Below are 26,009 nucleotides of genomic sequence, written 5' to 3'. Positions count from 1 at the left end.
AATTTCCTGTAAGCAGTGTTGTTTACGGGAATATGGCGGCGAACAGAGAATGATGCTTCTACGCTAAGGCCCCCCTAATATTATACTCTGTGGCAATTCACAGAATTTGGTTATCCTCTCAGAAGATTATACTGTTTCTGCTCGCCTGAGGTTACCCTATTCAGTAACTTTAATATTTACTCTCCTATCTTATAAAAGATTTGTTGGAAAAAATAAATAGGAAAGAAAAGAACTGTTTTGGATAATATTCATTAATTTTCATCGGTCAAATGAAGGAATTTCCGTTAGGGAAATAGAAAAAAAGAAACCCAAAGTCATTGACTGCGGTACAGGGGAAAATACTTAATTTAAAAAGAGAAAAATATGACTATGAAAATTTTATTATCAGCATGTATGATGATAGCATTTCAATCGGTATGGGCTGTAAAACCTCAAACGAAAGTAATTGCACACCGGGGATTCTGGGAAACGGAGAATGCTGCTCAAAATTCCATTGCTTCTTTGAAGAAAGCGGCTGCAATAAAGTGTTACGGAAGTGAGTTCGATGTACAGATGACTTCCGACGGAGAACTGCTCGTCTTTCACGATGCTAAAGTACAGGGTAAAGTAATAGAAAATACGCCTTACGATAGTTTGAAAATGATTCGTCTTTCCAATGGGGAAGGAATCCCGACATTGGATGAATATTTGCAGGCGGCCCAAAAATTGAGGAAAACCCGTTTGATATTGGAAATCAAACCTCATTCAACCCCTGAAAAAGAATCAGAAGTGGTTAAAAAAGTGTTGGAGAAAGTGAAAGCTGCCGGTTTAATGTCTAAAACAGACTATATATCCTTTAGTTTATATATTGTGAAAGAGATTGTGCGTTTGTTACCGGAGGCACAGGTAGCTTATCTGGAAGGTGACCTTGCTCCGGAAGAAGCAAAGGCAGCAGGCTGCACAGGACTGGACTATCATTACCGGGTTTTTCAGAAGAATCCGGACTGGATTAAAAGAGCTCATGATCTGGGGTTGACAGTAAACGTTTGGACCGTGGATAAAGAAGAGATTATGAGGGAAATGACGGACAGGGGAGTGGATTTTATTACAACGAACCAACCTGTACTGTTGCAAAATGTAATAAAAAAGCAATAGTAGTTTGTTCTGGGTAAGAGAGAAAATTTATATAAGTAAAATCCTTTTTAGGAAAACAAGGGACTATTCCTTTTGAAGGGAATAGCCCATTTGCTTAAAAATCAGTTGTAATTTAGTGCTCTTTCTGCTTCTTGTATTTTAATTCCAGGAAAAAAGCAACCAGTAAGCCGATACCTCCGAAAATAAGTATGCTGGCGCCATTGACCATAGATACCAAACTGCCTGATACCCAATGGTCTTCTGTTCCGAAGCCGTCGATACACCCCCTGCAGATAAAGAATCCTACCAGCATACCGATACCGATACCCAGAAGCAGGCAGCCGGCTTTTAAAGCCCCGAATGAAATTTTGCTTCCTGATAAGAACGGAAAATACCTTCCTTTTGCTATCAGGGAAGAATCGATGTTATCTCCTAATTTTTCGATTATCGCCATTCTTTCTCTTCTCCGGACAAAAAGTTCGAATAGTCCGTAAATAGTGGCAAATACTATGAATACTACAATTGTTGCGGTAACGTCCATGATTTTGTGTTTTAAGATTATTTGTTTTGCCTCTTTGACGCTATTGTCTTAGGGAGGTTACACTCTTGACAGACAATTTTTTTTTTTAATTTTACTGTCTGGAATGTAACCTGATCCGTTAAAGTGCGTCCAAAAGACGACATGAAAGAATTGGACGATATATACTATATACAGAAAATATTGGATGGGAAAACGGAATATTTTTCCCGTTTGGTAAATCGGTATAGTCAGCATGTTTATTGGCTCATTTTGAAAATTGTCAGAAAAAGAGAAGATGCAGAGGAATTGACTCAGGATGTTTTCGTTAAAATTTTCCGGGTGCTGCATACTTTTAAGGGAGATTGCCGGTTTTCGACCTGGTTGTACCGGATTGCATTCAATACTGCTGTTTCTGCAACCCGTAAAAAGAAATGCGAATTTCTTTATATGGAGGAACAGACGATAAATAATGTATTGGATGAAAAGGTAGAACAGGCTTTGGAAGATTCAGACAACGAAGAATTATTGGGGAAATTGGAAAGGGCCCGGGAACAATTAACCCCTGAAGAGAGAGGACTGATTGGTTTATTTTATAATGAAGAACATACAATTGAAGAAATAAGTGAGATTTCGGGCTTGAGTATTGCCAATGTAAAAGTAAAATTACACCGGATCCGTAAAAAATTGTATGTAATTATGGAGGGAATGTTATGAAAACAGAAGAGATGAAAGACAAGGCTTTACATGAAATTTTCCGGCGGATGGAAACGTCTGTTCTTCCAGAAAATTTTAACGACCGCATTATGAAAAGGGTGTACCGGGAAAAAAGCCGGCAAGAATGGCGGAATTTTATACTGGTCACTTTTACTTCTGTCGTCATGCTGGCTTTGGCGGTATATGTATTTGTTCACTATTTTTCTTTTCCACTCCCGGCCATGTTCGGAACTCTTTTAGAAAAAGCAGGAAACGATATTTTTTCCGGTTTGCGTTTTTATGGATTTATCTTGTTACCTGTTGGATTTTTACTCTGGCTGGATTATTGGCTAAGGCGCCGTTCTGATTTGAAAAATTTCCGTTCCGAAAAAAGTTGAACCTTATTGGAAAGTCTGTGTCCGTTTTGAATAAACAGAAAAAATAGATGTTTAAAAGTTTTTCACCTCTACATTCTAAATTTGTAGAATAAAATACAACGAAATATAAGGTTGAAGAAGTGGAATATTTATTTGCTATCTTTGCTTTCGTGGAGAGGTAGAAAATGGAAAAACGCAAGATTATTCATATCGATATGGATGCTTTTTATGCTTCAGTGGAGCAGCGGGATCATCCGGAATATCGAGGAAAGCCTGTGGTAGTAGGGCGGGCTTCACAAAGGGGAATCGTTGCTGCTGCCAGTTACGAGGCCCGGAAATTCGGAATTCATTCGGCAATGTCTTCTCAAAAAGCATTGCAGCTCTGCCCTGAGCTTATTTTTGTTCCTTCCCGGATGGATGTTTATAAAGCCGTTTCTGCTGAAATTCACAAAATTTTTTATGAGTATACGGATCTGGTAGAACCTTTGGCATTGGATGAAGCTTTTCTGGATGTAACTGAAAATAAATCAAATTTACAATTAGCTACGGATATCGCCCGTATGATCAAGAAGGAAATTCGGGAGAAACTGGGATTAATAGCTTCTGCAGGTGTATCTTATAATAAGTTTTTGGCAAAAATTGCTTCGGATTACCGGAAACCGGACGGGCTTTATACGATTCATCCGGATAAAGCCCAAAAATTTATAGATGCCCTCCCTATCGAGCTGTTTTGGGGAATAGGAAAAGTAACCGCCCGGAAAATGCACTCTCTCGGAATTCATAACGGAGCAGAGCTGCGGCATTGTTCTCCGGAAATGTTAAAACGGAATTTTGGAAAAAACGGTATCCTTTATTATAATTTTGCACAGGGAGTGGATCTGCGGCCTGTAGAAGCTGTCCGGGTACGCAAGTCCGTCAGTTGTGAATGCACTTTTGAAATTGATATTGGAGAACGTACTGCCATTATTATTGAACTCTATCATGTTACCCTCGAATTAATAGAACGGATTCGGAAGTCGGATTTTAAAGGACGTACATTGACACTGAAAATAAAGTTCAATGATTTTTCCCTGAAGACTAAAAGTATCACTGTAGAGGAACCACTTTTTACGAAAGAAACAATATTGCCTTTGGCTAAAAAGTTATTGCAGGAAACCGATTTGGAAGAAAAGAGGATTCGGTTGTTGGGATTAAGTGTTTCTCATGCAGAAGAACCTCCTTTTACTGACTCACCTGCTCCGGTACAACTTTCTTTTGATTTTTAGAATTGAGGAAATATTGCTTTTATTCCCTCATTCTAGGACCTTTTGAAGGTCTATTGCACCATACTGTCGTATACCAATTTTGAAATGTGGGCAATAATGGCTGCATTCGTCTGGTCCGTCTCTGAGGAGTTCATCACAAAAACTGCTATGTAATATTGTCTCCCGTTCGGCAAAATAATCAAACCTGCATCATTGTCGGCTATTTTTATCCCTTCTTTTGTCCTGTCGGAAGAGCCTGTTTTATGGCCTATCCACACATTTGCAGGTAACTTTCCTTTTAGTTTATCCGTACCGGTAGACGTTTCGGACATGGTTTGCCAGAGGAAGTCTTTATAGGAAGAGTCAAATAATGTTTTGGTATATGCTATTTTCATCAGCTTTACAACTGCTAAAGGAGTACTCCGGTTTAGCAGCTGGTTTTGATTGTCCTGGTGCATAAAATCTTCGGTTGCCGATAAGCAACACTCTTTTATACCCAATTTTTGAATGTATTCCTGGACAGAGGTTATACCTCCGGCATAATCAATTAAAATGTCACAGGCATTGTTGTCACTTAGAGAGATGCTGTATTGCAATAATTCTTTAAAGGAAAGGGTGATATCCTGCCCGGGGTACTTATCCCGTAACGGACTGTATGTATGGGGACGCAGCTGAACGGATTTTATCCTCAGGGTATTGTCCAGACTGATTTTTTCTTTATTTAATTTGTCCAGTACAGCCAATGCAACGTGAAATTTAAAAACACTCAAAAGAGGGAAATGAAGGGAGTTATTGTAGAGAATAATTTTATCGTCATCAGTCAATACCGACACTCCGACAGTTGCTTTTTTATCTTTTAAGAAAAGGGCAATTTGCTCCCCGGTATTTTTTAAAGGTGTCTGGGCTATTGCTTTGCCATTTCTCAATAAGATGGCAATGAGGATACCGTAAAAAAACTTCATTTTCATAACAGACACTAAAACGGGTAATACAAACTTTTCTCTCTGACGAAATAAAGAAAAATCCGGAATACATATTCCGGATTTTGAAGAGGTGGTATCACCTGGAATCGAACCAGGGACACAAGGATTTTCAGTCCTTTGCTCTACCGACTGAGCTATGACACCGTCTTTTTGCGTGTGCAAATGTAGTGGGATTTTCTGAATTTGCAAATAAAATGGTTAGGAAAATGAAAAATATTTTTCATTGTAAAATTATAAGACTTTTTTATTTCTGTGTATTAATTATTTAGTTTATATTTGTCCCCGATAGAAGAATTCCGGACTTATTTTTTGTAACCAAAAAAATCACTCTGCGTATCCTTCTACATGTTTTACTAATTTAATTTTTTTATTGTGAATATTTTTGTTGCAAAAATGAGTTCTGCTACTACTGGCGAGGACTTGGCTGCTCTTTTCGGAGAGCACGGTACTGTTACATCTGCTAAAGTGATTACTGACAGAGAAACCGGAAATTCAAAATGTTTTGGTTTTGTTGAAATGGAAGATGAAACCGAAGGAATGAATGCAATTAATGCCCTTAATGAGACGGAATTTCAAGGAAGAAAGATTGTTGTAAAGAAAGCTAGACCCAGAGAAGAGGGAGAAAGAAATACACATAGATCTTTCCAGAGGGGTGGAGGAGAAAGAAGATTTAACTCCAATCATTAATTTGGAAAACTTTAACTGAGAGCTTTAGGCTCTCAGTTTTTGTATTTGGCCTTTAAGTAAGCATACAACACTTTGTGTAATAAAGCTGCTTCTGCTTTCCCTTCTTCTGTCCAGTCCGGATCCATTTCTATTGCATTGCAGGCTTCACTCAACTGTATATTATCATCAATGGATTGCGGACAGTTTTCTTCCAGCCAGAACAAATCCGATAACTGCATTTTTTCCAGGCATTCCAGTGCTAATTTCCGGGCTTCCAGCATATTGTCCTTCCGGTATTTTTTTAGGAAAATTTCGATGATCGCATCGGTAAAGTAATCACTGAAATAATGCAGGAGTAACAGACGCCTTTGGTAATGTTCGGCGGTAGATGCCGTAGTGTCGAGGACTGAGCTCAGTCCGGTATACGACATTTCTGCAATTTCAATGCTCTCTTCTTCTTCTTCATCCAGTTCCAAGAGCAATATTTTGAATAAAGCGTCACTAAAGGCATCCTCTACATGCTGAGCAATACTTTCCTGATAATAGTTTTGTCGTTTTCTCATCAGCTGCCTTAAAGAAGAAGTCAGTTCTTTCCGGTTTCCGTCAGCGCATTGCTGCTGTATTTTTAGCAACAATGCCTCTAATTCTGTTTTATTTATTTCCATTGTTTTTTCCCGAATAGACGTGGGGTAACTAGTTTTTCAACTGTTTTTTTCCGGTTTACTGAAATTCACCCAGCCCTGTGCTTTGAGTTCGAAAGAATTACCGTCCCGGGTGATCAGGGTATATCCTGCGGATGCTTTACAAGTGTGACCGATAACACTGATGGACTCCATGGCGGTGAGTTTGTCGTATAAGTCCAGGGGTGCCGTAAATAGCAGTTCGTAATCTTCTCCTCCGGAAAGGGCACATACCGTTGCATTTAAATTTAATTCTTCAGCCATTTTATAAGTTTGGTAATCTATCGGAATTTTTTCTTCATAAATAGTGCATCCCACCTGGGAAGCCTTGCATATGTGCATAATTTCTGAGGCCAGGCCATCCGAAATGTCGATCATAGCGGTCGGGCGGATATTTTTTTCTTTCAGCCCTCTTAGGATATCCACTCTTGCTTCCGGTTTCAGTTGCCTTTCTAATATATATTCATATCCGCTAAAGTCCGGCTGTACATTTTCCGGATGATCCGCAAAGACGGCTTTTTCCCTTTCTAATAGTTGAAGTCCCATATAGGCCGCCCCCAGATCTCCGCTTACGCATATCAGTTGGTTTTCTTTTGCTGTATGGCGGTATACGATATCTTCTGTCCGGGCTTCTCCCAAAATAGTAATGCTGATACACATGCCGGTTTGAGAAGAAGTAGTGTCCCCTCCTACTAAATCCACTTCGTAACGTTCACAGGCCAGATAAATTCCGGCATATAATTCTTCCAGACTCTCTACGGAAAAATGATTGGAGACCGCCAGAGATACTGTGATTTGCCGGGGAATACCGTTCATAGCACATATATCACTTACATTGGATGCAACTGCTTTGTAGCCTAAATGCCTGAGGGGAGTATACGTTAAATCAAAATGAATACCCTGAATGAGCATGTCCGTACTCATCAATATTTTTTTGTCGCCGTAATCCAACACAGCAGCGTCGTCTCCTACTCCTTTTAAAGTGGACTTATTTTTCAATTCGATAGGCCGGGTAAGGCGATCGATTAAGCCAAATTCTCCCAAAGAAGAAAGTTCTGTATAATTTTTATTCTCCATATCTGTTTACAAACTGGTTTGTATGTATAAACGTGAAAATGTTTAGACATTCAGGCGATAAAGATAATGTAAAAAATAAAGGTTCGGAATTTCCGGAATAAAAACTGTATAAATGTTTCTCTCTTTTTCTTTGGAATAGAACCGGAGTATCAATGGATAAAGAATATCTATTGATGGAAAGTATAGCAGTAGATATTTTTTTGTATTTTTGCAGAATTCAGAAAATGAGGCTGAAGAAAAGTGGACAGGGAAAAAGATAACGTTTTATCTATTGGAATCGTAAATCTGGAAGCAAAGAATTTTTATGGCTAAAGAACAGGATAATATATTGCAGGAAGTTACAGCTAGTGAATACAAGTACGGTTTTGTAACAAATGTAGAGACGGATACAATCGGGAAAGGATTGAATGAGGAGGTGATCCGAACCATATCGGCTAAGAAAGAAGAACCGGAATGGTTACTTGAATTTCGTTTAAAGGCTTATCGGAAATGGTTGACGATGAAGATGCCCCGTTGGGCACAGTTGAATCTTCCGGAAATTGATTACCAGGACATTATTTATTATGCAGCTCCCAGGCAGGAGGTGAAAAAAGAGTGGGAGGATGTCGATCCGGAGTTGAAGGCTACCTTTGATAAATTGGGAATTCCTTTGAATGAGCAAAAGACACTGTCGGGAGTAGCTGTGGATGCAGTTATGGACAGTATTTCAGTAAAGACTACTTTTAAGGAAGCTTTGGCGGAGAGAGGAGTTATTTTTTGTTCGTTTTCAGAGGCCGTAAAGAATCATCCGGATTTAGTAAAAAAGTATTTAGGTACAGTTGTTCCCTATGGGGATAATTTCTTTGCTGCATTGAATTCTGCAGTATTCAGTGATGGTTCTTTTGTCTATATCCCCAAGGGGGTACGTTGTCCGATGGAATTATCCACCTATTTCCGGATCAATGCCGCGAAAACCGGACAGTTTGAACGGACATTGATTGTTGCAGAAGAAGAGTCTTATGTGAGTTATCTGGAAGGTTGTACAGCTCCTATGAGGGATGAAAACCAATTGCATGCTGCTATTGTGGAAATTATTGTAGAGAAGAATGCTGAAGTCAAGTACAGTACTGTACAGAACTGGTATCCGGGGGATAAAGAGGGAAAGGGAGGAATTTATAACTTTGTTACGAAGCGGGGGATTTGCCGGGGAGAAAATGCCCGTTTGATCTGGGCACAGGTAGAAACGGGTTCAGCGATTACCTGGAAATATCCCAGTACAATTTTGAAAGGGGATGGTTCGGTAAGTGAATTTTATTCGGTTGCGGTAACCAATAATTACCAGCAAGCCGATACGGGAACAAAAATGATTCATATCGGGAATAATACCCGAAGCCGGATTGTGTCGAAAGGGATATCGGCAGGATACAGCAGTAATGCTTACCGGGGCAAAGTGAAAGTGGTGAAGTCTTGTAAGAATGCCAGAAATTATTCCCAATGCGATTCGCTTTTATTGGGGGATAAATGTGGAGCACATACTTTCCCATACCTGGAAATTGAGAATTCTACTGCCCAAGTGGAACATGAAGCTACTACTTCTAAAATCGGGGAGGACCAGATTTTTTATTGTAACCAGCGCGGTATCTCAACTGAGGATGCCGTGGGATTGATTATCAAAGGCTATGCAGGAGATGTGATCAACAAAATGCCCATGGAATTTGCCGTGGAAGCACAGAAATTGCTGCAGATCAGTTTAGAAGGAAGCGTAGGATAAACAAAAATAAAAGAAGAATATACAGGATAATAGAATTCAGATTCCAATTATCATTTCAATTCAAATGTTATGTTAAAGATTAAGAATTTACATGCCGTCGTAGACGGAAAAGAAATACTAAAAGGAATAGATCTGGAAGTAAAAGCCGGAGAAGTTCATGCAATAATGGGGCCAAACGGAGCTGGAAAAAGTACCTTGTCGGCCGTATTGACAGGGCGGGAACGTTTTGAAGTAACAGAGGGGGAAGTAGAGTTTAACGGGAAAAATTTGTTGGAACTGCCGGCAGAAGACCGTGCCCGGGAAGGTATCTTTTTGAGTTTTCAATATCCCGTGGAAATACCGGGAGTCAGTACTGTAAATTTTTTAAAAACTGCAGTCAACGAACACCGGAAATATCAAGGATTACCTCCTTATCCCGCTGGTGAATTTTTAAAAATGATCCGGGAAAAAATGGAATTGGTGGGGATTGACAGTAAGCTTTTAAATCGTTCATTGAATGAAGGTTTTTCCGGTGGAGAGAAGAAAAAGAACGAAATATTCCAAATGGCCGTTCTGGAACCGAAGTTGGCCATATTGGATGAGACGGATTCCGGTTTGGATATAGACGCCTTGCGGACTGTTGCACAGGGTGTAAATAAATTGAAGAAACCGGATAATGCTACGATTGTAATTACGCATTATCAGCGTTTATTGGATTATATTGTTCCGGATGTGGTTCATGTTTTATATGACGGGCGGATTGTGAAAACGGCCGGGAAGGAGTTGGTCGCTGAACTGGAAAAACATGGTTACGACTGGATTAAAGAGGAGATGAAAAAATCCTGATGTTAAATCCGTTGGGAGGCAGAAGCGTATAGAAGAACTGGTAATGTAAAATATATGACTGGAATTGACAAAATAAATAATGATTTCGTATCGCTTTTTAAAGAAGGATACTCCTTGATAGAAGCCGGGTGTGGAAAAGAAGTAAATGCCTTTCGGAAAGAGGCTTTTGACAACTTTTTAGCATTGGGAGGTATTCCTTTTAAAACAGAGGATTATTTATATACAGATTTGTTACCGGTATTCGGAAGAGATTACAAGGTTGTATTAAAATACATTCCTCAGGATGTAGATGTAAATGAAGTATTCCGCTGTGCGGTACCCGAACTCGCTACAGATTTGATATTTACCGTCAATGGCTGGTATTTTAAAGAAAATAAGAAGGCTGAAATTCCGGAAGGCGTAATTGTATGCAGTTTTCAGGAAGCCAGTTTAAAATATCCGGAATTATTTGCTGTCCATTACAATAAATATGCGCCTACAGCGGCTAAAGACGGGTTGGTTGCTTTAAATACAGCTTTTGCCCAGGACGGTGTATTTGTATATATTCCGAAAGGCGTAAAGTTGAAACGTCCTCTTCAAATCGTAAATCTGTTACGGGCTAAAGCTGATTTAATGGCCTATCAGCGGAATATGATTCTTCTGGAAGAAGGAGCGGAGGCTACATTACTCGTATGTGATCATACTTTGTCGGAGGATTATTTTCTGATGAATAATGTGACTGAGGTGTTTACGGGGGAAGGGGCCCATCTGGATTATTATCAGGTACAAAATCAGCATCTGGGGGCTTCTCAGATCAATTCCCTGTTTGTATCAGAAAAGAGAAATGCCGTTTTCGAAAGTAATATGGTTACATTATACGGAGGCATGATCCGGAATAATCAGTACATTGCCTTAACTGAAAAAGGGGGAGAATGTCATTTATATGGAATTTATATTTTGGATAAAAGTCAGAAGGTAGATAATTTTTCCTATATCGACCATATTGCTCCTCATTGTAACAGTAATGAACATTTCAAAGGGGTGCTGGACGATTCGTCTTTGGCTAATTTTTCCGGATGTATACGGGTAGAACCGGATGCTCAGAAAACAGAAGCGTATCAGGCGAATAATAATTTATTATTGACGGATTCTGCCCGGGTAAATGCCAAGCCTCAATTAATTATTGATGCGGATGACGTAAAATGCAGCCATGGGGCTACTGTAGGGCAAATCGACGAAGAAGCTATGTTTTATTTGCGTTCCCGTGGCATTAGTCTGACAGAAGCCCGGATGATGATGATGTTCGGGTTTGCCCATGACATTGTTCAACGGGTAAAACTGGAGCCTTTACGCGTAAAAATAGATGATTTAATAGATAAACGGTTGAGGGGCGAATTTTCAAAATGTCACAATTGTATGATGCAGTGTAAAAAATAAGCAGGAGGGGCAGATTTTGAAGAGCAGTGGATAGAGAAACGGACGATATACGGTAAGGAATTAAATTTAACCGATCATGTTTGATGTAAATAAAATCCGGCAGGATTTTCCGATACTGGGAGAAAAAGTATATGGAAAGCCTTTGGTGTATCTCGATAATGGAGCTACCAGTCAGCGTCCGTACCAGGTTATTGAAAAAATGACCGAATATTACCTGAAATATAATTCCAATGTGCATAGGGGCGTACATTATCTCAGTAATGTGTGTACCGATGCGAATGAGGAGACCCGACGTATTGTACAGCGTTTTATGCGTGCAGCTTCGGAAAAAGAGATTATTTTTACAAGGGGAACAACGGAGAGTATTAATTTGATTGCCTATAGTTTTGGCGAAGCTTTTATTGCGGAGGGGGATGAGATTGTAGTGACAGAAATGGAGCATCATGCCAATATTGTACCCTGGCAGATGCTATGCGAACGGAAAGGGGCTGTCTTGAAAGTTGTTCCCTTTACGGATAAGGGAGAACTGGATCCGGAGGCTTTTCGTCGTCTTATGACGGAACGGGTAAAGTTGGTCGGAGTTGCCTACGTTTCGAATGTATTGGGAACAGTGAATCCTGTACGGGAAATTATTTCCCTGGCGCATCGGTTCGGATCAAAGGTTTTGGTGGACGGAGCTCAGGCCGTACAGCACATTCCGGTAGATGTACAGGAATTGGACTGTGATTTTTTTGTTTTTTCCGGACATAAAATCTATGGACCGACAGGAGTAGGAGTCTTGTATGGAAAAGAAACATTACTGGATCAAATGCCGCCTTGGCAGGGGGGAGGAGAGATGATAAAAGAAGTGCGTTTTGAAAAAACGACTTATAATGAGCTCCCGTTTAAATTTGAGGCAGGGACTCCTGATTTTATCGGTATTATCGGTTTAGGCGAGGCTTTAAAATATGTGGAGGCAATCGGGATAGAGAATTTCGCAGCACATGAACATCAGTTGCTACAGTATGCCATAGAACAGATGAAGAAAATTCCGGGAATGCGGATTTTTGGAGAAGCAGATTGTAAGTCTTCTGTCCTTTCTTTTGCAGTAGGAAATATTCATCATTCCGATATGGGGCTTTTGCTGGACAAAATGGGGATTGCTGTACGGACCGGACAGTTATGTGCAGAACCGGTTATGCAGCATTTTGGGGTTACGGGAATGGTACGCGCTTCTTTAGCGATGTATAATACAGAAGAAGAAATAGATACTTTTTGCCGGGGAGTGGAAAAAGTAGGAAAAATGTTTAAGGTATAAGTATTCCGGAGAATTATAAAGCAGGCAGGCCTACTCTGGAGAATAGATAATTATGAAGACAATAGAGACATTAGAAAAAGAGATTACAGATGAGTTTTCGGTCTATGACGATTGGATGGATAAATATGCTTATCTGATAGAAATTGGCACGGCTATGCCTGGCATGGACGAGCGGCATAAAACGGATGATAATTTGATAAAAGGTTGCCAGTCGCGGGTATGGTTTCATGCTGAATTGCGGGACGGGCTGCTTTATTTTACGGCGGATAGTGATGCCATTATTACAAAAGGGATCGCTGGATTATTGGTCAGGGTATTTTCGGGCCAAAAACCGGCAGATATTGCGAAGGCTGATTTAAAATTTATTGACGAAATCGGTCTGACGCAACATTTGTCTCCCACCCGTTCCAATGGATTATTATCTATGGTAAAACAGATAAAAATGTATGCTATTGCTTTTTCTGCTAAACATTGATTTTCCGTTAATTTAATATCATTAAAAATATGGCTGCAAGTTTGATGAGGGATTTGATTATAGAGAAACTTTCCACGGTCTACGATCCGGAGATACCTGTAAATATCTGGGATTTAGGATTGATTTATGATATTCATTTTGTAAAGCCGGCGGAAGTAATTATCGACATGACTTTGACAGCTCCGGGCTGTCCTATTGCTGATGAAATCGTACAGCAAGTTCACGATGTAGCCATGGAGGTAGAAGGGATAGAGAGCGTCACGGTGAATTTGGTTTTCGAGCCGGCTTGGGGCCCTGAGCGGATGAGTGATGTCGCCAAGTTGGAATTGGGATATGATATCTGATCCGGAAGGAATAGTAAAACTGGAAGATTTTTGCCAGAGGGCCAGAGGGCTTGGGTTTGATGCCGTAGGGGTAGCCCGTTCTGAAAAATTAGTGCGGGAAGTGCAGTATTTACGATTGTGGCTGGAGAGAGGGTGTCAGGCCGGTATGTCTTATATGGAACGGAATGTCGAGAAAAGGGAAGATCCCTGTTTACTTGTAGAGCATGCGCAATCTGTAATTGTTACGCTTACCAATTATTTCCATCCGTTCCGGCAAACGGAAAAAATTCCGCTCATTGCCCGGTATGCCTATGGAAAAGATTATCATATCGTTGTCAAAGAAAAATTGAAGCAATTACAAGGACAGATAAAGGGAAGATGTTTTGTGGATTCTGCACCTGTATTGGAACATGAGTGGGCCAGACGGGCCGGATTAGGCTGGACGGGAAAAAATACATTACTGATTAACCGGGAAAAAGGTTCTTTTTGTTTTATCGGAATTATTATTACACCGGAAAAATTTGACCGCTATAGTGATCCTTTTGAAAAAAATTATTGTGGAAATTGTAACCGGTGTATAGAAGCTTGTCCGACAGGCGCTTTGACTCCTTATCAACTGGATGCCCGTAAATGTATTTCTTACCACACGATTGAAAATAAGGGAGACTATCCCGAAGCACTCAAACAGAAAGCGGGGCGGAGAATATTTGGTTGTGATACTTGTCAGGAAGTATGTCCTTGGAACAGCCGGGCAAAAATTCATCGGTTGCCGGAATTTTTACCTTCCTTGGAACGGCTGAATTTAAGCAAAGAAGATTGGGAACAAATGGATGAATTTACTTTTTTGCGTCTTTTTAAAAATACTCCTTTGGAAAGAACCGGACTGAGTAAAATTCTCCGGAATCTTCCTGTTGTTTGATGCTTGTTTACGGGATAGAAAGAATATATCAGCTGATAGAAAAAAACAACGTTAAATCGTTTCAGCTTTCGGAAATTATTGATAATCTTTGTAAAATGTATAAAGGTGTGTCTGGAAGATTTTTTCGGAAAAATAAGCGATGTCGCAAATTTTGAAACAAAGATGCTGGGAAGACGGAAAAGTATGAAGGTATACTAATACTATTTCAATAAAATAATCAGAGAACCAGAAAATGGTTGTCAGACTTAAATACTAATTGGTTATGGAAGTACAAGCTTGGGTAAAGCAAGTTATACGGCAAAATGAAATCGATAAGTACCTGGTGAAAGGGAAAGATTTTATAGATGAGGAAAAGATCCGGATTCATTTAGAGCAGCAAGCACATCCGGACCCTCAAAAAGTCCGGGATATTTTACAGAAATCTTTGTCGATAAAGTTGCTTACTCCCGAAGAGACCGCCGTATTATTAAATGTAACGGATCCTGCCTTATTGGAAGAAATGCGGGAAGCTGCCCTGGAAGTAAAAAAACGGGTATACGACAACCGTATCGTCTTTTTTGCTCCTTTGTATTGTTCCAATTTGTGTGTAAACCGTTGTGTTTATTGCGGTTTCCGCAGCGATAATCCGGAGGAGAAAAGGCATGTATTATCTTCTGAAGAGATATATCGGGAAACGGAGGCTATTATTGATGAAGGGCATAAACGTTTGATTGCTGTGTATGGGGAACATCCCAAAAGTGATGCGGATTATATAGCCGATTCCATTTCGACTATATATGCGGTGAAGCGGCCCACTCCTACGGGGAACGGTTATAATAATATCCGTAGGGTGAATATAAATGCAGCCCCGATGTCTGTTGAGGATTTGCGGAAATTGTGGCGTGCAGGAATCGGAACTTTTCAGGTTTTTCAGGAGACTTATCACCCCGGACGTTATGCGGAGCTGCATCCGGGGAATACTATAAAGGGAAATTTCCGTTGGAGATTGTATGCCATGCACCGGGCTATGGACGCAGGAATAGATGACGTAGCTATCGGGGCTCTCTTTGGTCTGTACGACTGGAAGTTTGAAGTGATGGGCCTGGTGGAGCACGCCCATGATCTGGAACGGCAGTTCGGAATAGGGCCTCATACAATATCTTTCCCCCGCATGCAGCCGGCGCCGGGAAGTTTCCTTAGTGAAAATTCACCCTATCTGGTGAATGATACTGCATTTAAACGTTTAGTAATGGTATTACGATTGGCTGTACCGTATACAGGTTTGATTGTAACAGCCCGGGAGAGAGCTGAATTGAGGAGAGAGATTATCAACTACGGTTGTACCCAAACGGATGCTTCTTCTAAAATCGGAATCGGAGCTTACGCAGGTAAAAAATTGCAGGAAGAAAATGCGGATAAGGTACAATTTATGTTGGGAGATCAGAGAAGCCTGGATGAAGTGATACGGGAATTGGCTGAAGATGGCTATATTACTTCTTTTTGTACTGCAGGTTATCGTTGCGGACGGACGGGAGATAAGATTATGAATTTGTTGGAGAAAGGGGTGGAAGGAAAGTTTTGTAAATTGAATGCTGTGCTTACCTTCCGGGAGTATCTCAACGACTATGCTTCTGCGGCAACCAGAGAGGCCGGAGAGCGTTTGATTCAGCGGGAATTGCAGGAAATAGAACATGCCCGTTTTTTTACCGATAAAAAATTATTACCGACTTTCCTGAATTATTATAAACGGATCACGGCCGGAGAACGGGATTTGTATATGTAATGCTTAAAGACCGGGGGCGAGAGTTTGCTCCCGGTTTTTTATTCAATCTTATCCCTATAAATAGGGATTTCAAATGTTACTTGAAAATACTATTTTTGCGGCGTAATATTATTAGGAATGGAGAATCGTTTTTTACGGCTGGCTGACATTCCAACGGGGAATGAATGTGTGATCGTCAAAGTGCATGGGCACGGTAGTTTTCGGAATCGGATTGTCGAGATGGGATTTGTAAAAGGGGAGAAAGTGACCGTAATTAAAAATGCGCCTTTACGGGATCCTATCGAATATAAATTAATGGATGGTCACATTTCTTTGCGTCGGAGTGAGGCAGAACTAATCGAAGTAATGGATATCACCGATTATTCCTCTGCTTATTCGGATGATGCTTCCTATAACGGAACTTTTCTGGACGAAGGAGTGGAGAATGTTATCCGGGAAAAAACCAATACCATAGAAATCGCATTGGTGGGTAATCCGAATTGTGGAAAAACTTCTTTTTTTAACCGGGCCACTGGTTTAAGGGAGCATGTAGGGAATTATAGCGGTGTGACAGTGGATGCGAAAGAGGCTGTATTTAAACACCGGGATTATACCATTAATTTGATTGATTTGCCCGGTACCTATTCCATTACTGAATATACACCTGAAGAACTATTTGTACGGACTTATATTACCGACCGCCACCCGGATATTGTGCTGAATATAGTGGACGCTTCAAATCTGGAACGAAATCTTTTCCTGACAACACAGTTAATTGATATGAATATTAAAGTCGTGATGGCTTTGAATATGTATGATGAACTGGGGAAAGAAGGCGCGACTTTGGATTATCAGTATTTAGGGAAATTGTTGGGTTTTCCTATTATTCCCACTACAGCCTGTTCGGGAAAAGGTATTGATAATGTTTTAGATAAGATTATCGAAGTATTTGAAGATAAGAACGAGGACTGCCGTCATATTCATATCAATTATGGCGCAGATATCGAGGCGGCAATTGACAAGGTAAAAGAAGCTATTGTACCGAATAAAACCATTACAGATAAATTTGCTCCGCGGTATCTGGCTATCAAAATGATTGAAAACGATTCTCTTGTAAAAAAAATATTGAGTCATCTTCCGAATTATGATCAAATCAGAGAAGTCGCCCGGAAATGTATTACATTTTTAGAGAAAGAGTATAAAGAGGATACGTGTACGGTTATAACCAATGCGAAATATGGATTTATCCGTGGTGCTTTAAAGGAAACATATATTGTCGGGGATAAAGATAAAAGACAATTGACGAATGCTATTGATACTGTATTGACTCACCAATGGTTAGGTTTTCCGGTATTGATTCTTTTTATGTGGGTAATGTTTCAGGCAACTTTTTCATTAGGGAGTTATCCAATGGATTGGATACAGGAAGGGGTCGACTGGTTAGGAAGTTGGGTATCGGAAAATATGCCTGCAGGACCTTTGAACGATTTGATTGTGGATGGAATTATAGCCGGTGTCGGAGGGGTCATTGTTTTTTTGCCGAATATCCTTATTCTATTTTTCTTTATTTCGTTGATGGAAGATACAGGCTATATGGCCCGTGCGGCTTTTTTAATGGATAGGTTAATGCATAAAATCGGCTTACACGGAAAGTCGTTTATCCCTTTGCTTATCGGTTTCGGTTGTAATGTACCGGCTATCATGGCAACACGAACCCTGGAAAGCCGTCGGGAGCGTTTGATAACCATGTTGATTATCCCTTTTATGTCTTGTAGTGCCCGTTTACCGGTTTATATTTTATTGGTTTCGGCTTTTTTCCCTTCTAATCAGGGCATGGTGTTGCTGTCATTGTATTTGATCGGAATAACTGTAGCGGTATTGACCGCTATTGTATTGAAAAAGTTACTGTTTCATAAAGCCAGCGATCCTTTTGTGATGGAGCTTCCCCCTTATCGTATGCCGACAATGCGGAATACTGTATTCCACATGTGGGAAAAAGCAGGTCAATATTTAAAAAAGATGGGCACTATAATTCTCTTTGCTTCTATTTTGATCTGGGCCTTGGGGTATTTCCCGCATCGTCCCGGATACGAAAAACAAAGTGCTGAACAAATGGAGCATTCCTATATCGGACGCATCGGGAAAACTGTAGAACCGGTGATTGCTCCTTTGGGATTTGATTGGAAAATGGGGGTTAGTATTATTACAGGATTGGCTGCTAAAGAGATTGTCGTCAGTTCTATGGGAATACTTTATCATGCAGAAACGACCGGAGAAGTGGATACTCAGAACCTGGCAGAGAAATTACAAAAGCAAACCAATGCAGGGGGCGAACCTCTTTTTACCCCTTTGATTGCTTATGGTTTTATGCTTTTTATCTTGATTTATTTTCCTTGTATGGCGGTCATTGCAGCTATCCGGAAAGAAGCGGGCTGGAAATGGGCATTTTTTACAATGTTTTATACTACTGCCCTGGCCTGGATTGTTTCGTTTTGCGTATACCAGATCGGACGCTTATGGTAATGGCTGCGGAGGAATAAAGACGGTTTTCCCCCTTAAAGTACCTGGCCGCACAGGCGTTTGGATAAACTTACCGTATAAAATTGAGGGACAGTCGGGAAAGAGAATTCGCTTTCTTGTATTTTAAAAAAGAATAACAAAATTTATGCAATTGATTGGGGTTTATATTATACTTATTGTGACGGTTGCCTGGGTTGTATGGAAGAACATTCGTTTGTGGAGGAAGAAAAACAACTCTTCCTGCTGCGACGGATGTACAGGATGTCCTCTAAAAGATAAATGTAATAAACCGGAAAAGAAAAATTGTTGCTCTTAAAAGGGAAGTTTTAGTGTAATATCTTCCGCTGCTTTTTTCCGTTTTAATCTTTCCCGTTCTCCCTTGCGGAATACATATACGAGTCCGTATTCTTCACAATATTGTCTTTTTTTCTCTTCGTCTTTTTCGAAAGTGAAATAATTCTCCACTTCATTCCATATATTCAGGATCAGAGCGTCGGCTTCATCCCGGAATTGGGCGACTTCCGAACTGAAACGGGAAGAGTTCACCTGAAGTTGTTTTTGGAAATTATAGCTTTGTTTGAAATTTTCATAACTTACCCGGACAAGTGCAATGGCCGGACTATAAATGGGATTTCCATAACGGTTATTCAGGCGTTCCTGTTCTCCGTTGATGACTTTTTCTCCCCATTGGATAAGTTCTTGTTCGGTCAGTAGACTGGGAACTTTAGAGTCATTTTCATCTAAACCATAAAAAGTACGGGCCTGAGGTTTCAATTCCCCTCTGGCTATGGTAAAATTCAATACCTGAATGAAATGTGAAATATAAAGGCGGGCTTTTTTCGTTAATTCTGTAAATTTCTGGCTGTTTTCTATTTGTTTTTCCCGGGCTGCTTTCGAAGTGGTGATAGCTATTTCAAATTTGGGTAAAAAAATATCAATTTTTTGTTTCAAGGGAAATGAATAAGCGATCTGGTTTATGTCATCAAGGCTGTCTCCTTTGTTCAAGGCTGCTTTTAATGCCCTTATTCTCGCTGCATCTGTATTTGGTAATCTTCTGTAAGGCATGAGCTTATGAAATTAAAAAACCTAAATGTTTCATTATGCGAAGGTATGTAAAAAAAAATGGTAAATCAATATTCGTACAAACAATTTTCCCTTAATTTATATTAAGACTTCGTATATTTGTAATTATTATAGGTTTCCAGTATACGGTGTACATAGTCATGAGCCTGTTGCCCGTTGCAATAACCGTTTCGGGAGAGGGAATCCCGGTAATATTTCGGCTCAGATTTGTGTTTTAAATAATAAGCAACATTATGGTCCCATTTATAGGGATCTTTTTCGTATTTACGGGCTAAACGCATGGCATCCATGACGTGACCTGCTCCAACATTATAAGAAGCCAGTACAAATTTCAATTTTTCTTCTGGGGGCAATGGGTATTTAGAAAAAATTTGGTTGAGGTATTCCAAATAGCGTACTCCTACGTAGATATTGCTGTCTGGCCTGAAATAATCGTCTACGCGGAACATTGTAGCTGTTTCCGGAGTAATCTGCATCAGGCCGTAAGCTCCGATTTGGGAGATTGCCTCCGGATCGAATTTGGATTCATTGTAAACTAAAGCGGCCAAAAGACGCCAGTCCCATTCCAGTACTTTGCTCTCCTTTTTCAATTCTTCATCGAAAGGAGAGAGATCGCTTTTTTTCAATAGTATATATTTAGAAGCAGAGTGAGGTACTGAATTCCGGTTGTTAAAGTAACGTTTGTATAGAAAATTCAATTTTCCGTTTTTCTTGACTTCTTTCAGCCATTCATTTATTTCTTCGGTTAAAATATTATTTTCCGGATTTGTAGCCCAGGAAATCGAAATTCCTTTCGACAGCTGCAGGGAATAGTCCAGATTTTTCATAGAAATACTCAGGGCGGCCGCTATATTTTCATCGGTAATTGTATAATCTATTTCTCCGATTTCTACCAGATGGAGCAGGTCTTCGGTAGAATACTCTGTAACTTCTGAAATTTTGATCCGGATGTGTAAAGAATCTTCGACTTGGGAAAGTAATTTTTTACAGGGGGCATCTTTTTTAATGAAAATGGTTTTTCCATTCAGTTCTTCTAGCCTTTGTATTGCTTTCTTTTTATTTTGTACCAATACTTCCCCTGTTTTGAAAAAAGGCTGGGCAAATTTAATTTTTTCTTTCCGCTCCGGAGTTTCTGTTATACTTACGGCAATGAGATCGTATTTGCCCTGGTGAAGCCTGGAAATGGCAGTGTCAATATCATTATTTACTTCCAATACCCGGAGCCTGACCCCCAGAAAATTGGCAAAGTCCTGTGCCAGTTCGTAATGGAACCCCCGGGTAATCCCTTTGTATACATAATAATCAGTAGTAGAATAAAAGGTAGATATGTCGAGAAAACCTTTTGTCAGAATTTTTTCGACAGATAAAGGAGCCGGAATTATAAATTCAGGATTTTTTTCCTTTGTATCTTTACAGGAAAAGCAAAGAAAAAGGATAGTGTATATGACTATTTTCTTCAATTGCATAGGGTAAAGATAAGAAAATATTGGCAAATCTAAAAAAGTGCTTTGCAGAAGAGACAGGAAAATCCCTTGCTTTATACAAAATTTATATAGAAACCAAAAGTCAGTCAAAAAAATTCCATTTCAATCCGAATTTAAACATAGCCGGATTAATCGGATAGTCTAAGGCACTGAAATATTCTCCGTTTGTAAAGTAATAATTGAGGTGTTCATATTTCAGGAAAAGGTGAGCCCGTTTAATGGCGAAATCTATAAATACATCTATTTTAGGATATCCACCTGTTTTTTCATCTCTTTGGTTATAAAATTGCATGGTGGATGGTTTGTATTTATCTGCGTAGAATTTCGTATTGTAAAATAAATCGATACCCGCACAGAATTTAAGTGCCTTTTTAAAGAAGGCATTTTCGTAATAATTATGAGAATATAAAGCTACTAACGGCAGTGATAAAATATCTTCCTGAGTACTTTTCTGAACATACACGGTTTGGTCAAAATGAAAGTTACCGGCTTTGAAATTCTGTTTTGCCCAGGCTGTGAGGACCATTAATGCTTTGGAACTTTGGACAGGCATAGAAGTCGTATCGAAATAAACATAATCAATAATATTCGACCAGGCTATCCCCACTTCTGTACGGAGTTTTTTATTGACATACTTTCCTTCGATATTCATCGTCTTTATATTGTCAAAATTATTTTCCCAATAATCGTGATTCCCGATATAGCTGGTAAAAAAATGATTGACGGCTTTTGATTCGATCAAAGCATTTACTTTTACAAAAGAATTTCTGTTTTTATTGAAATATTGTTGAATAAAACCTTCAATAGTAAAATTTCCCACGTAATCTCCGACTAAACACAGACGGGCGCTGGCATCGAAATTAAAGATAGCAGTGCTATCTATGTTAAACAATCCTCCGGTTAACCAAATGCCGCTATATTTACTTTTCCCATAATTATTCACGGTGTCCAAAGAGGTTCTTCCGCTGTAATCCAGGTATTTATAATTGAGACCTGCATATACCCCCGGCAAATATTTGTGTTTCGGATGTTCATTGACGACAAATTTGGTGGTAATTTCGTATATTTTGTCGCTTTGAATATCCAAACTGCTCAAGGTGTCCAAATAAGTGACAGGGAAAAATTCCCGGTTGACATTTGCTTCTTTAAAACGGTGTATATTGTCTTCTATTTTAGCAGAGAATAAAGCTTTTGCCGGATAAGTAATTGTCGTATCGCTAGGAGTAATGACTTCTTTGGGATTTCCAATATTATATTGTACTTGTGTATAAAAATTGAAATTCCGGTAACTATTGGAAGTATTAGATAAATTGACGGGAATATTTTCAGCATTTACAGTGGTGTCCCGAATGTATTTTTTATCTGTAATTCCACCGTTTTCATTGAATTTCCCATTATTCTGATTGAGAAAGAAAGAAATGGCTAGACGTTCGTATTCGTATGAAGAAAAAAGAGAGAAATTATAAGCTTTCGATTTTTGATTCATGTAACGTCCGTCGCTGGAAATTAAGTTATAACGAAAACCGATATTCCAAAAAGGACGGATATTCTGCGTATGCCATACGTCCAGCATCGTTTCGTTTTTCCCTTTTCCTCCTCCCGTAAAATAAGTCAACTGGGTAAAAGGTGTGGTGGTATTGAAATAAAGTGCGTCTACCGGACGGTAGAGATAAGCCCGTATATTGGTCAGGGCGAAAAAATCCTGATCAGGTGCCCGGTTAATGAAAATATCGGAAATATAAGGAGAGGGAAAATTAGCCAAATAAGTATTAGCGACACTTTTTCTGAAAATATAATTGTAGTTATGAATATTATCTAAAGTGGTATCCAAAGGGATGTCCTGACGGTAAACACCGTCGTGTGCCCATCTCCAGGTTCTCCTGAAATGTTCGACATTTTGCTGGGGCACAGAGTCCCGGTCTGCAAAAGGAGAACGGTTGTCATTATTGTCTCCGAACTGGGAATCATCCATTACCTGGGCAAAGCCTGGCAGGCTCCAGATGCAACAGAATACTATGTATATTAATTTTTTCATTGCCGCAAATATACGTAAACTTTTAAAACTCTCATAAATTACTTACTTTTGTGACTCAAAATATAAATAAATATTATATGGATACAAATCATCACATCTCAGAGATTGAAGATGAAAGCAAATCTTTGAATTTTATTGAACAAATCATTGAGGAAGAATTGGCTGAAGGTAAAAACGGCGGCCGGGTTCATACCCGTTTCCCTCCGGAGCCCAACGGTTATCTTCATATTGGGCACGCTACCTCGATTTGTCTGAATTTCGGATTGGCTGCTAAATATCATGGTAAATGTAATCTTCGTTTTGATGATACGAATCCTGTAAAAGAAGATGTTGAATATACGGATTCCATACAGGAAGATATACAATGGCTGGGATTTCAGTGGGAGGGAGAAGTACGGTATGCTTCCGATTATTTTGATCAGTTGTACGGTTGGGCCGAGCAAATGATTCTGGAAGGAAAAGCATATGTGGATGATCAGACGGCTGAAGAAATCAGTGCCGGGAGGAAAACGATAAATGAAGCGGGAGTGAATAGCCCTTACCGGGACAGAAGTGTAGAAGAGAATCTGGATTTGTTCCGCCGGATGCGGAAAGGTGAGTTTAAGGAAGGATCTAAAGTGTTGAGGGCGAAAATTGATATGGCTTCTCCGAATATGCTGATGAGAGATCCGATTATGTACCGTATTCTTTTCAGTAAACACCACCGTACAGGAGATAAATGGTGTATTTATCCGATGTACGATTTTACCCACGGGCAGAGCGATTATCTGGAAGGGATTACACATTCTATTTGTACATTGGAATTTGAAATCCACCGCCCGCTTTACAATTGGTTCCTGGATCAGTTAACCCATACCGAATACCGGCCCCGGCAGATTGAGTTTGCCCGGCGGAATTTAAATTACACGGTGATGAGTAAGCGGAAACTGTTAGAACTGGTCCAGAAGGGATATGTTTCGGGCTGGGATGATCCCCGTATGCCTACGATATCGGGTTTGAGGCGTCGGGGCTATACCCCGGAATCGATCAGGGCTTTTGCTGAAAAGGTGGGGGTGGCCCGGCGGGAAATTGTGGTAGATATTGCCCTGTTGGAATACTGTGTAAGGGAGCATTTGAATAAGACAGCTCTGCGCGTTATGGCTGTTCTGCATCCGGTAAAGGTCGTTCTGGATAATTATCCGGATCAAACAGAAATGGTCGAAATCGAAAATAACCCGGAAGATGTAAATGCCGGAATGAGAAAAGTGCCATTTTCCCGGGAATTGTATATAGAACGCGACGATTTTATGGAAGATGCCCCGAAAAAATTTTTCCGCTTGACGCCTGGCGGAGAAGTTCGCTTAAAAGGAGCTTATATTATAAAGTGCAGAAGTGTGGAAAAAGATGCAGACGGAAATATAGTCTTGATTCACTGTATGTGCGATATGGAAAGCAGAAGCGGGAGTGGAACGGAAGCCAGCAATCGGAAGGTAAAAGGTACTTTACACTGGGTTTCCGCTACTGAAGCCATAGATGCAGAAGTGCGTCTGTACGATCGTCTGTTTAAAGATGAAGATCCGGCCGGACATAAAGATGTGGATTTTAAAGAATTTATAAATGAGAATTCTTTGGAAGTATTAAAAGGCTGTAAGGTAGAACCTGGTTTAAGAGAAGCGAAACCGGGAGATCGCTTTCAGTTTCAGCGTTTGGGATATTTCTGCGTGGATAAGGATTCCCAGGCAGGTGCAATTGTGTTTAACCGTACTGTGGGTTTAAAAGATACTTGGGCTAAATTGAAAAAATAAAATGGATATTAGTAAGAAAAAACTGATTGGAGAGATAAAGTCTTATTTGATTATATCTCTGGGAATCGCATTGTATTGTTTTTCAGCTTCAGCTTTTCAGATTCCGCATAAAATTGTCGGAGGGGGTGCTACAGGTATAGGTACTATTGTGTATTACCTGACGGGTCAGCATGTACCGGTTGCAGTTACTTATCTGTTGGTCAACGTCTTGCTGTTAGCCATTGCGATAAAGGTATTGGGCCCGAAATTTGGGGTAAAAACAGTATATGCCATCATTATGAGTTCTATCCTTTTGGGGATTTTACAACCTCTTTTCCCGGTGGGAGTAGTGAAGGATGTTTTTATGAGTGCAATTATTGCCGGTATTTTAACCGGAGTGGGAATTGCATTGGCTATATCTAACGGAGGCAGTACAGGCGGGACTGATATTGTAGCCATGATTATCACAAAGTACAAAAATGTAAGTCCGGGTAAGATGATCATGTATTGTGATTGCGGAATTATTGCGTGTAGTTTGTTCATTAATTTCAATCTTGAAGGTTTGATGTATGGGTATGTGTTAATGGGAGTTACTTCATTTACCATTGATTTTGTGCTTACAGGTAAAAAACAATCCGCTCAGTTATTTATTTTTACGGAAAAGTATGAAGAGGTAGCTATCAGGATTACGGAAAGTTTTGTACACGGGGTTACAGTAGTAGATTGTAAAGGATGGTATTCCGGGCAGGCCAAAAAAATGTTGATTATTGTCGTACGGAAAAATGAGGCTATTGAAGTATTGAGAATTGCCAAACAGGTCGATCCGAATGTATTTATGACAATGAATACGGTCATGGGAGTATTCGGAAAAGGTTTTGATGAAGTCAAAGGAATAAAGTAAAAATATTTTTGTATTCTTAAAATAATCCCGGAAACGAAACCTTCCGGGATTATTGTTTTTTTATCGGGCTTATTATCAATCTCTTAAAATAATCAGTATTTTATTTATCAAAAAAAATCGGAAA

Annotated in this window: 23 protein-coding genes and 1 tRNA gene; 16 read left to right on the top strand and 8 right to left on the bottom strand. The window is 39.8% G+C overall.

All coding sequences use genetic code 11. From position 1 onward, the window contains the following. The first annotated feature begins 363 nt into the window (after positions 1-363). Positions 364-1,134: a glycerophosphodiester phosphodiesterase family protein gene (locus Q0465_RS09770; protein ID WP_298615641.1), complete on the top strand. Its 771-nt coding sequence runs from the start codon at positions 364-366 to the stop codon at positions 1,132-1,134. A gap of 112 nt (positions 1,135-1,246) precedes the next feature. On the opposite strand, the gene Q0465_RS09765 is transcribed toward Q0465_RS09770, so the two are convergent. Beyond that, a complete protein-coding gene (locus tag Q0465_RS09765; RefSeq protein WP_367274307.1) occupies positions 1,247-1,654 on the bottom strand; it encodes a DUF6249 domain-containing protein in 408 nt (135 codons plus the stop codon). A 141-nt stretch (positions 1,655-1,795) separates the two neighbouring features. Here Q0465_RS09765 and Q0465_RS09760 point away from each other — a divergent pair, with 141 nt between their 5' ends. The 3 genes from Q0465_RS09760 (at position 1,796) to dinB (ending at position 3,968) form a co-directional block, all read left to right on the top strand. Beyond that, the gene (locus Q0465_RS09760; protein ID WP_298615639.1) at positions 1,796-2,347 is read left to right on the top strand and encodes an RNA polymerase sigma factor; all 552 of its coding nucleotides are present in this window, start codon (positions 1,796-1,798) and stop codon (positions 2,345-2,347) included. Beyond that, positions 2,344-2,724 carry a hypothetical protein gene (locus tag Q0465_RS09755; RefSeq protein WP_298615637.1) on the top strand — a complete coding sequence of 127 codons (381 nt, stop codon included), beginning with the start codon at positions 2,344-2,346 and terminating at the stop codon, positions 2,722-2,724. The genes Q0465_RS09760 and Q0465_RS09755 overlap by 4 nt, the downstream gene beginning before the upstream one ends. A gap of 164 nt (positions 2,725-2,888) precedes the next feature. Then, the gene (gene dinB, locus Q0465_RS09750) at positions 2,889-3,968 is read left to right on the top strand and encodes a DNA polymerase IV (RefSeq protein ID WP_298615635.1); all 1,080 of its coding nucleotides are present in this window, start codon (positions 2,889-2,891) and stop codon (positions 3,966-3,968) included. A gap of 50 nt (positions 3,969-4,018) precedes the next feature. Here dinB and bla read toward each other — a convergent pair whose 3' ends face one another. Together bla and Q0465_RS09740 are read right to left on the bottom strand one after the other, a co-directional pair. After that, a complete protein-coding gene (gene bla / locus Q0465_RS09745; protein ID WP_298615633.1) occupies positions 4,019-4,915 on the bottom strand; it encodes a class A beta-lactamase, subclass A2 in 897 nt (298 codons plus the stop codon). Between the two features lie 86 nt (positions 4,916-5,001). Then, positions 5,002-5,074, bottom strand: a tRNA-Phe gene (locus Q0465_RS09740). A gap of 228 nt (positions 5,075-5,302) precedes the next feature. Between Q0465_RS09740 and Q0465_RS09735 the strand changes: the two genes are divergently transcribed. After that, positions 5,303-5,617, top strand: a complete 315-nt coding sequence (locus tag Q0465_RS09735) for an RNA-binding protein (RefSeq protein WP_298615631.1) — start codon at positions 5,303-5,305, stop codon at positions 5,615-5,617. A gap of 32 nt (positions 5,618-5,649) precedes the next feature. Here Q0465_RS09735 and Q0465_RS09730 read toward each other — a convergent pair whose 3' ends face one another. Continuing rightward, complete coding sequence (locus tag Q0465_RS09730) at positions 5,650-6,261, bottom strand: hypothetical protein (RefSeq protein ID WP_298615630.1); 612 nt, start codon at positions 6,259-6,261, stop codon at positions 5,650-5,652. Between the two features lie 36 nt (positions 6,262-6,297). Next, positions 6,298-7,353 carry a thiamine-phosphate kinase gene (gene thiL, locus Q0465_RS09725; protein WP_298615628.1) on the bottom strand — a complete coding sequence of 352 codons (1,056 nt, stop codon included), beginning with the start codon at positions 7,351-7,353 and terminating at the stop codon, positions 6,298-6,300. 304 nt (positions 7,354-7,657) lie between these two features. Between thiL and sufB the strand changes: the two genes are divergently transcribed. The 9 genes from sufB to feoB all read left to right on the top strand — a co-directional run bounded on the left by sufB (position 7,658) and on the right by feoB (position 18,622). After that, positions 7,658-9,103 carry a Fe-S cluster assembly protein SufB gene (gene sufB, locus Q0465_RS09720; RefSeq protein ID WP_298615626.1) on the top strand — a complete coding sequence of 482 codons (1,446 nt, stop codon included), beginning with the start codon at positions 7,658-7,660 and terminating at the stop codon, positions 9,101-9,103. A 69-nt stretch (positions 9,104-9,172) separates the two neighbouring features. Next, the gene (gene sufC, locus Q0465_RS09715; RefSeq protein ID WP_298615624.1) at positions 9,173-9,928 is read left to right on the top strand and encodes a Fe-S cluster assembly ATPase SufC; all 756 of its coding nucleotides are present in this window, start codon (positions 9,173-9,175) and stop codon (positions 9,926-9,928) included. Between the two features lie 54 nt (positions 9,929-9,982). Continuing rightward, the gene (sufD, locus tag Q0465_RS09710; RefSeq protein ID WP_298615622.1) at positions 9,983-11,344 is read left to right on the top strand and encodes a Fe-S cluster assembly protein SufD; all 1,362 of its coding nucleotides are present in this window, start codon (positions 9,983-9,985) and stop codon (positions 11,342-11,344) included. Between the two features lie 76 nt (positions 11,345-11,420). After that, a complete protein-coding gene (locus tag Q0465_RS09705; RefSeq protein ID WP_298615620.1) occupies positions 11,421-12,641 on the top strand; it encodes an aminotransferase class V-fold PLP-dependent enzyme in 1,221 nt (406 codons plus the stop codon). A gap of 52 nt (positions 12,642-12,693) precedes the next feature. Next, entirely contained in the window at positions 12,694-13,116 is a 423-nt protein-coding gene (locus Q0465_RS09700) for a SufE family protein (protein ID WP_298615619.1), read from the top strand. 29 nt (positions 13,117-13,145) lie between these two features. Next, positions 13,146-13,460, top strand: coding sequence for an iron-sulfur cluster assembly protein (locus tag Q0465_RS09695; RefSeq protein ID WP_298615617.1), 315 nt, complete (start codon positions 13,146-13,148; stop codon positions 13,458-13,460). Next, a complete protein-coding gene (queG, locus tag Q0465_RS09690; protein ID WP_298615615.1) occupies positions 13,426-14,358 on the top strand; it encodes a tRNA epoxyqueuosine(34) reductase QueG in 933 nt (310 codons plus the stop codon). The genes Q0465_RS09695 and queG overlap by 35 nt, the downstream gene beginning before the upstream one ends. A 262-nt stretch (positions 14,359-14,620) precedes the next feature. Further along, positions 14,621-16,120: a [FeFe] hydrogenase H-cluster radical SAM maturase HydG gene (gene hydG / locus Q0465_RS09685; RefSeq protein WP_298615613.1), complete on the top strand. Its 1,500-nt coding sequence runs from the start codon at positions 14,621-14,623 to the stop codon at positions 16,118-16,120. Between the two features lie 117 nt (positions 16,121-16,237). Further along, positions 16,238-18,622, top strand: a complete 2,385-nt coding sequence (feoB, locus tag Q0465_RS09680; RefSeq protein WP_298615611.1) for a ferrous iron transport protein B — start codon at positions 16,238-16,240, stop codon at positions 18,620-18,622. Positions 18,623-18,931: 309 nt separating this feature from the next. Here feoB and Q0465_RS09675 read toward each other — a convergent pair whose 3' ends face one another. The 3 genes from Q0465_RS09675 to Q0465_RS09665 form a co-directional block, all read right to left on the bottom strand. Then, the gene (locus Q0465_RS09675; RefSeq protein WP_298615610.1) at positions 18,932-19,684 is read right to left on the bottom strand and encodes a hypothetical protein; all 753 of its coding nucleotides are present in this window, start codon (positions 19,682-19,684) and stop codon (positions 18,932-18,934) included. A gap of 101 nt (positions 19,685-19,785) precedes the next feature. Next, a complete protein-coding gene (locus Q0465_RS09670) occupies positions 19,786-21,168 on the bottom strand; it encodes a transporter substrate-binding domain-containing protein (RefSeq protein WP_298615608.1) in 1,383 nt (460 codons plus the stop codon). A 100-nt stretch (positions 21,169-21,268) separates the two neighbouring features. Further along, entirely contained in the window at positions 21,269-23,221 is a 1,953-nt protein-coding gene (locus Q0465_RS09665) for a putative porin (protein WP_298615606.1), read from the bottom strand. A gap of 77 nt (positions 23,222-23,298) precedes the next feature. On the opposite strand from Q0465_RS09665, the gene Q0465_RS09660 reads away from it, so the two are divergent. Further along, on the top strand, positions 23,299-25,005 hold the full coding sequence (locus tag Q0465_RS09660; protein WP_298615604.1) for a glutamine--tRNA ligase/YqeY domain fusion protein: 1,707 nt from the start codon (positions 23,299-23,301) through the stop codon (positions 25,003-25,005). Position 25,006: 1 nt separating this feature from the next. After that, positions 25,007-25,885: a YitT family protein gene (locus tag Q0465_RS09655; RefSeq protein WP_298615602.1), complete on the top strand. Its 879-nt coding sequence runs from the start codon at positions 25,007-25,009 to the stop codon at positions 25,883-25,885. Positions 25,886-26,009 lie beyond the last annotated feature (124 nt).

Origin of the sequence: uncultured Odoribacter sp. (assembly GCF_937966165.1) — a bacterium.
Classification (GTDB): Bacteria; Bacteroidota; Bacteroidia; order Bacteroidales; family Marinifilaceae; genus Culturomica.
This window is presented reverse-complemented; position numbering and strand designations above follow the sequence as displayed.

Excerpts from the sequence above, each read along its gene's own strand:
- Q0465_RS09655 (WP_298615602.1), top strand. The coding sequence starts at position 25,007 with ATGGATATTAGTAAGAAAAAACTGATTGGAGAGATAAAGTCTTATTTG.
- dinB (WP_298615635.1), top strand. The coding sequence starts at position 2,889 with ATGGAAAAACGCAAGATTATTCATATCGATATGGATGCTTTTTATGCT.
- sufD (WP_298615622.1), top strand. The coding sequence starts at position 9,983 with ATGACTGGAATTGACAAAATAAATAATGATTTCGTATCGCTTTTTAAA.
- sufB (WP_298615626.1), top strand. The coding sequence starts at position 7,658 with ATGGCTAAAGAACAGGATAATATATTGCAGGAAGTTACAGCTAGTGAA.
- sufC (WP_298615624.1), top strand. The coding sequence starts at position 9,173 with ATGTTAAAGATTAAGAATTTACATGCCGTCGTAGACGGAAAAGAAATA.
- Q0465_RS09670 (WP_298615608.1), bottom strand. The coding sequence starts at position 21,168 with ATGCAATTGAAGAAAATAGTCATATACACTATCCTTTTTCTTTGCTTT.
- feoB (WP_298615611.1), top strand. The coding sequence starts at position 16,238 with ATGGAGAATCGTTTTTTACGGCTGGCTGACATTCCAACGGGGAATGAA.
- Q0465_RS09675 (WP_298615610.1), bottom strand. The coding sequence starts at position 19,684 with ATGCCTTACAGAAGATTACCAAATACAGATGCAGCGAGAATAAGGGCA.
- Q0465_RS09660 (WP_298615604.1), top strand. The coding sequence starts at position 23,299 with ATGGATACAAATCATCACATCTCAGAGATTGAAGATGAAAGCAAATCT.
- Q0465_RS09695 (WP_298615617.1), top strand. The coding sequence starts at position 13,146 with ATGGCTGCAAGTTTGATGAGGGATTTGATTATAGAGAAACTTTCCACG.
- Q0465_RS09755 (WP_298615637.1), top strand. The coding sequence starts at position 2,344 with ATGAAAACAGAAGAGATGAAAGACAAGGCTTTACATGAAATTTTCCGG.
- Q0465_RS09765 (WP_367274307.1), bottom strand. The coding sequence starts at position 1,654 with ATGGACGTTACCGCAACAATTGTAGTATTCATAGTATTTGCCACTATT.
- Q0465_RS09760 (WP_298615639.1), top strand. The coding sequence starts at position 1,796 with ATGAAAGAATTGGACGATATATACTATATACAGAAAATATTGGATGGG.
- thiL (WP_298615628.1), bottom strand. The coding sequence starts at position 7,353 with ATGGAGAATAAAAATTATACAGAACTTTCTTCTTTGGGAGAATTTGGC.
- Q0465_RS09700 (WP_298615619.1), top strand. The coding sequence starts at position 12,694 with ATGAAGACAATAGAGACATTAGAAAAAGAGATTACAGATGAGTTTTCG.
- Q0465_RS09770 (WP_298615641.1), top strand. The coding sequence starts at position 364 with ATGACTATGAAAATTTTATTATCAGCATGTATGATGATAGCATTTCAA.
- Q0465_RS09665 (WP_298615606.1), bottom strand. The coding sequence starts at position 23,221 with ATGAAAAAATTAATATACATAGTATTCTGTTGCATCTGGAGCCTGCCA.
- bla (WP_298615633.1), bottom strand. The coding sequence starts at position 4,915 with ATGAAAATGAAGTTTTTTTACGGTATCCTCATTGCCATCTTATTGAGA.
- Q0465_RS09730 (WP_298615630.1), bottom strand. The coding sequence starts at position 6,261 with ATGGAAATAAATAAAACAGAATTAGAGGCATTGTTGCTAAAAATACAG.
- Q0465_RS09705 (WP_298615620.1), top strand. The coding sequence starts at position 11,421 with ATGTTTGATGTAAATAAAATCCGGCAGGATTTTCCGATACTGGGAGAA.
- queG (WP_298615615.1), top strand. The coding sequence starts at position 13,426 with ATGTCGCCAAGTTGGAATTGGGATATGATATCTGATCCGGAAGGAATA.
- hydG (WP_298615613.1), top strand. The coding sequence starts at position 14,621 with ATGGAAGTACAAGCTTGGGTAAAGCAAGTTATACGGCAAAATGAAATC.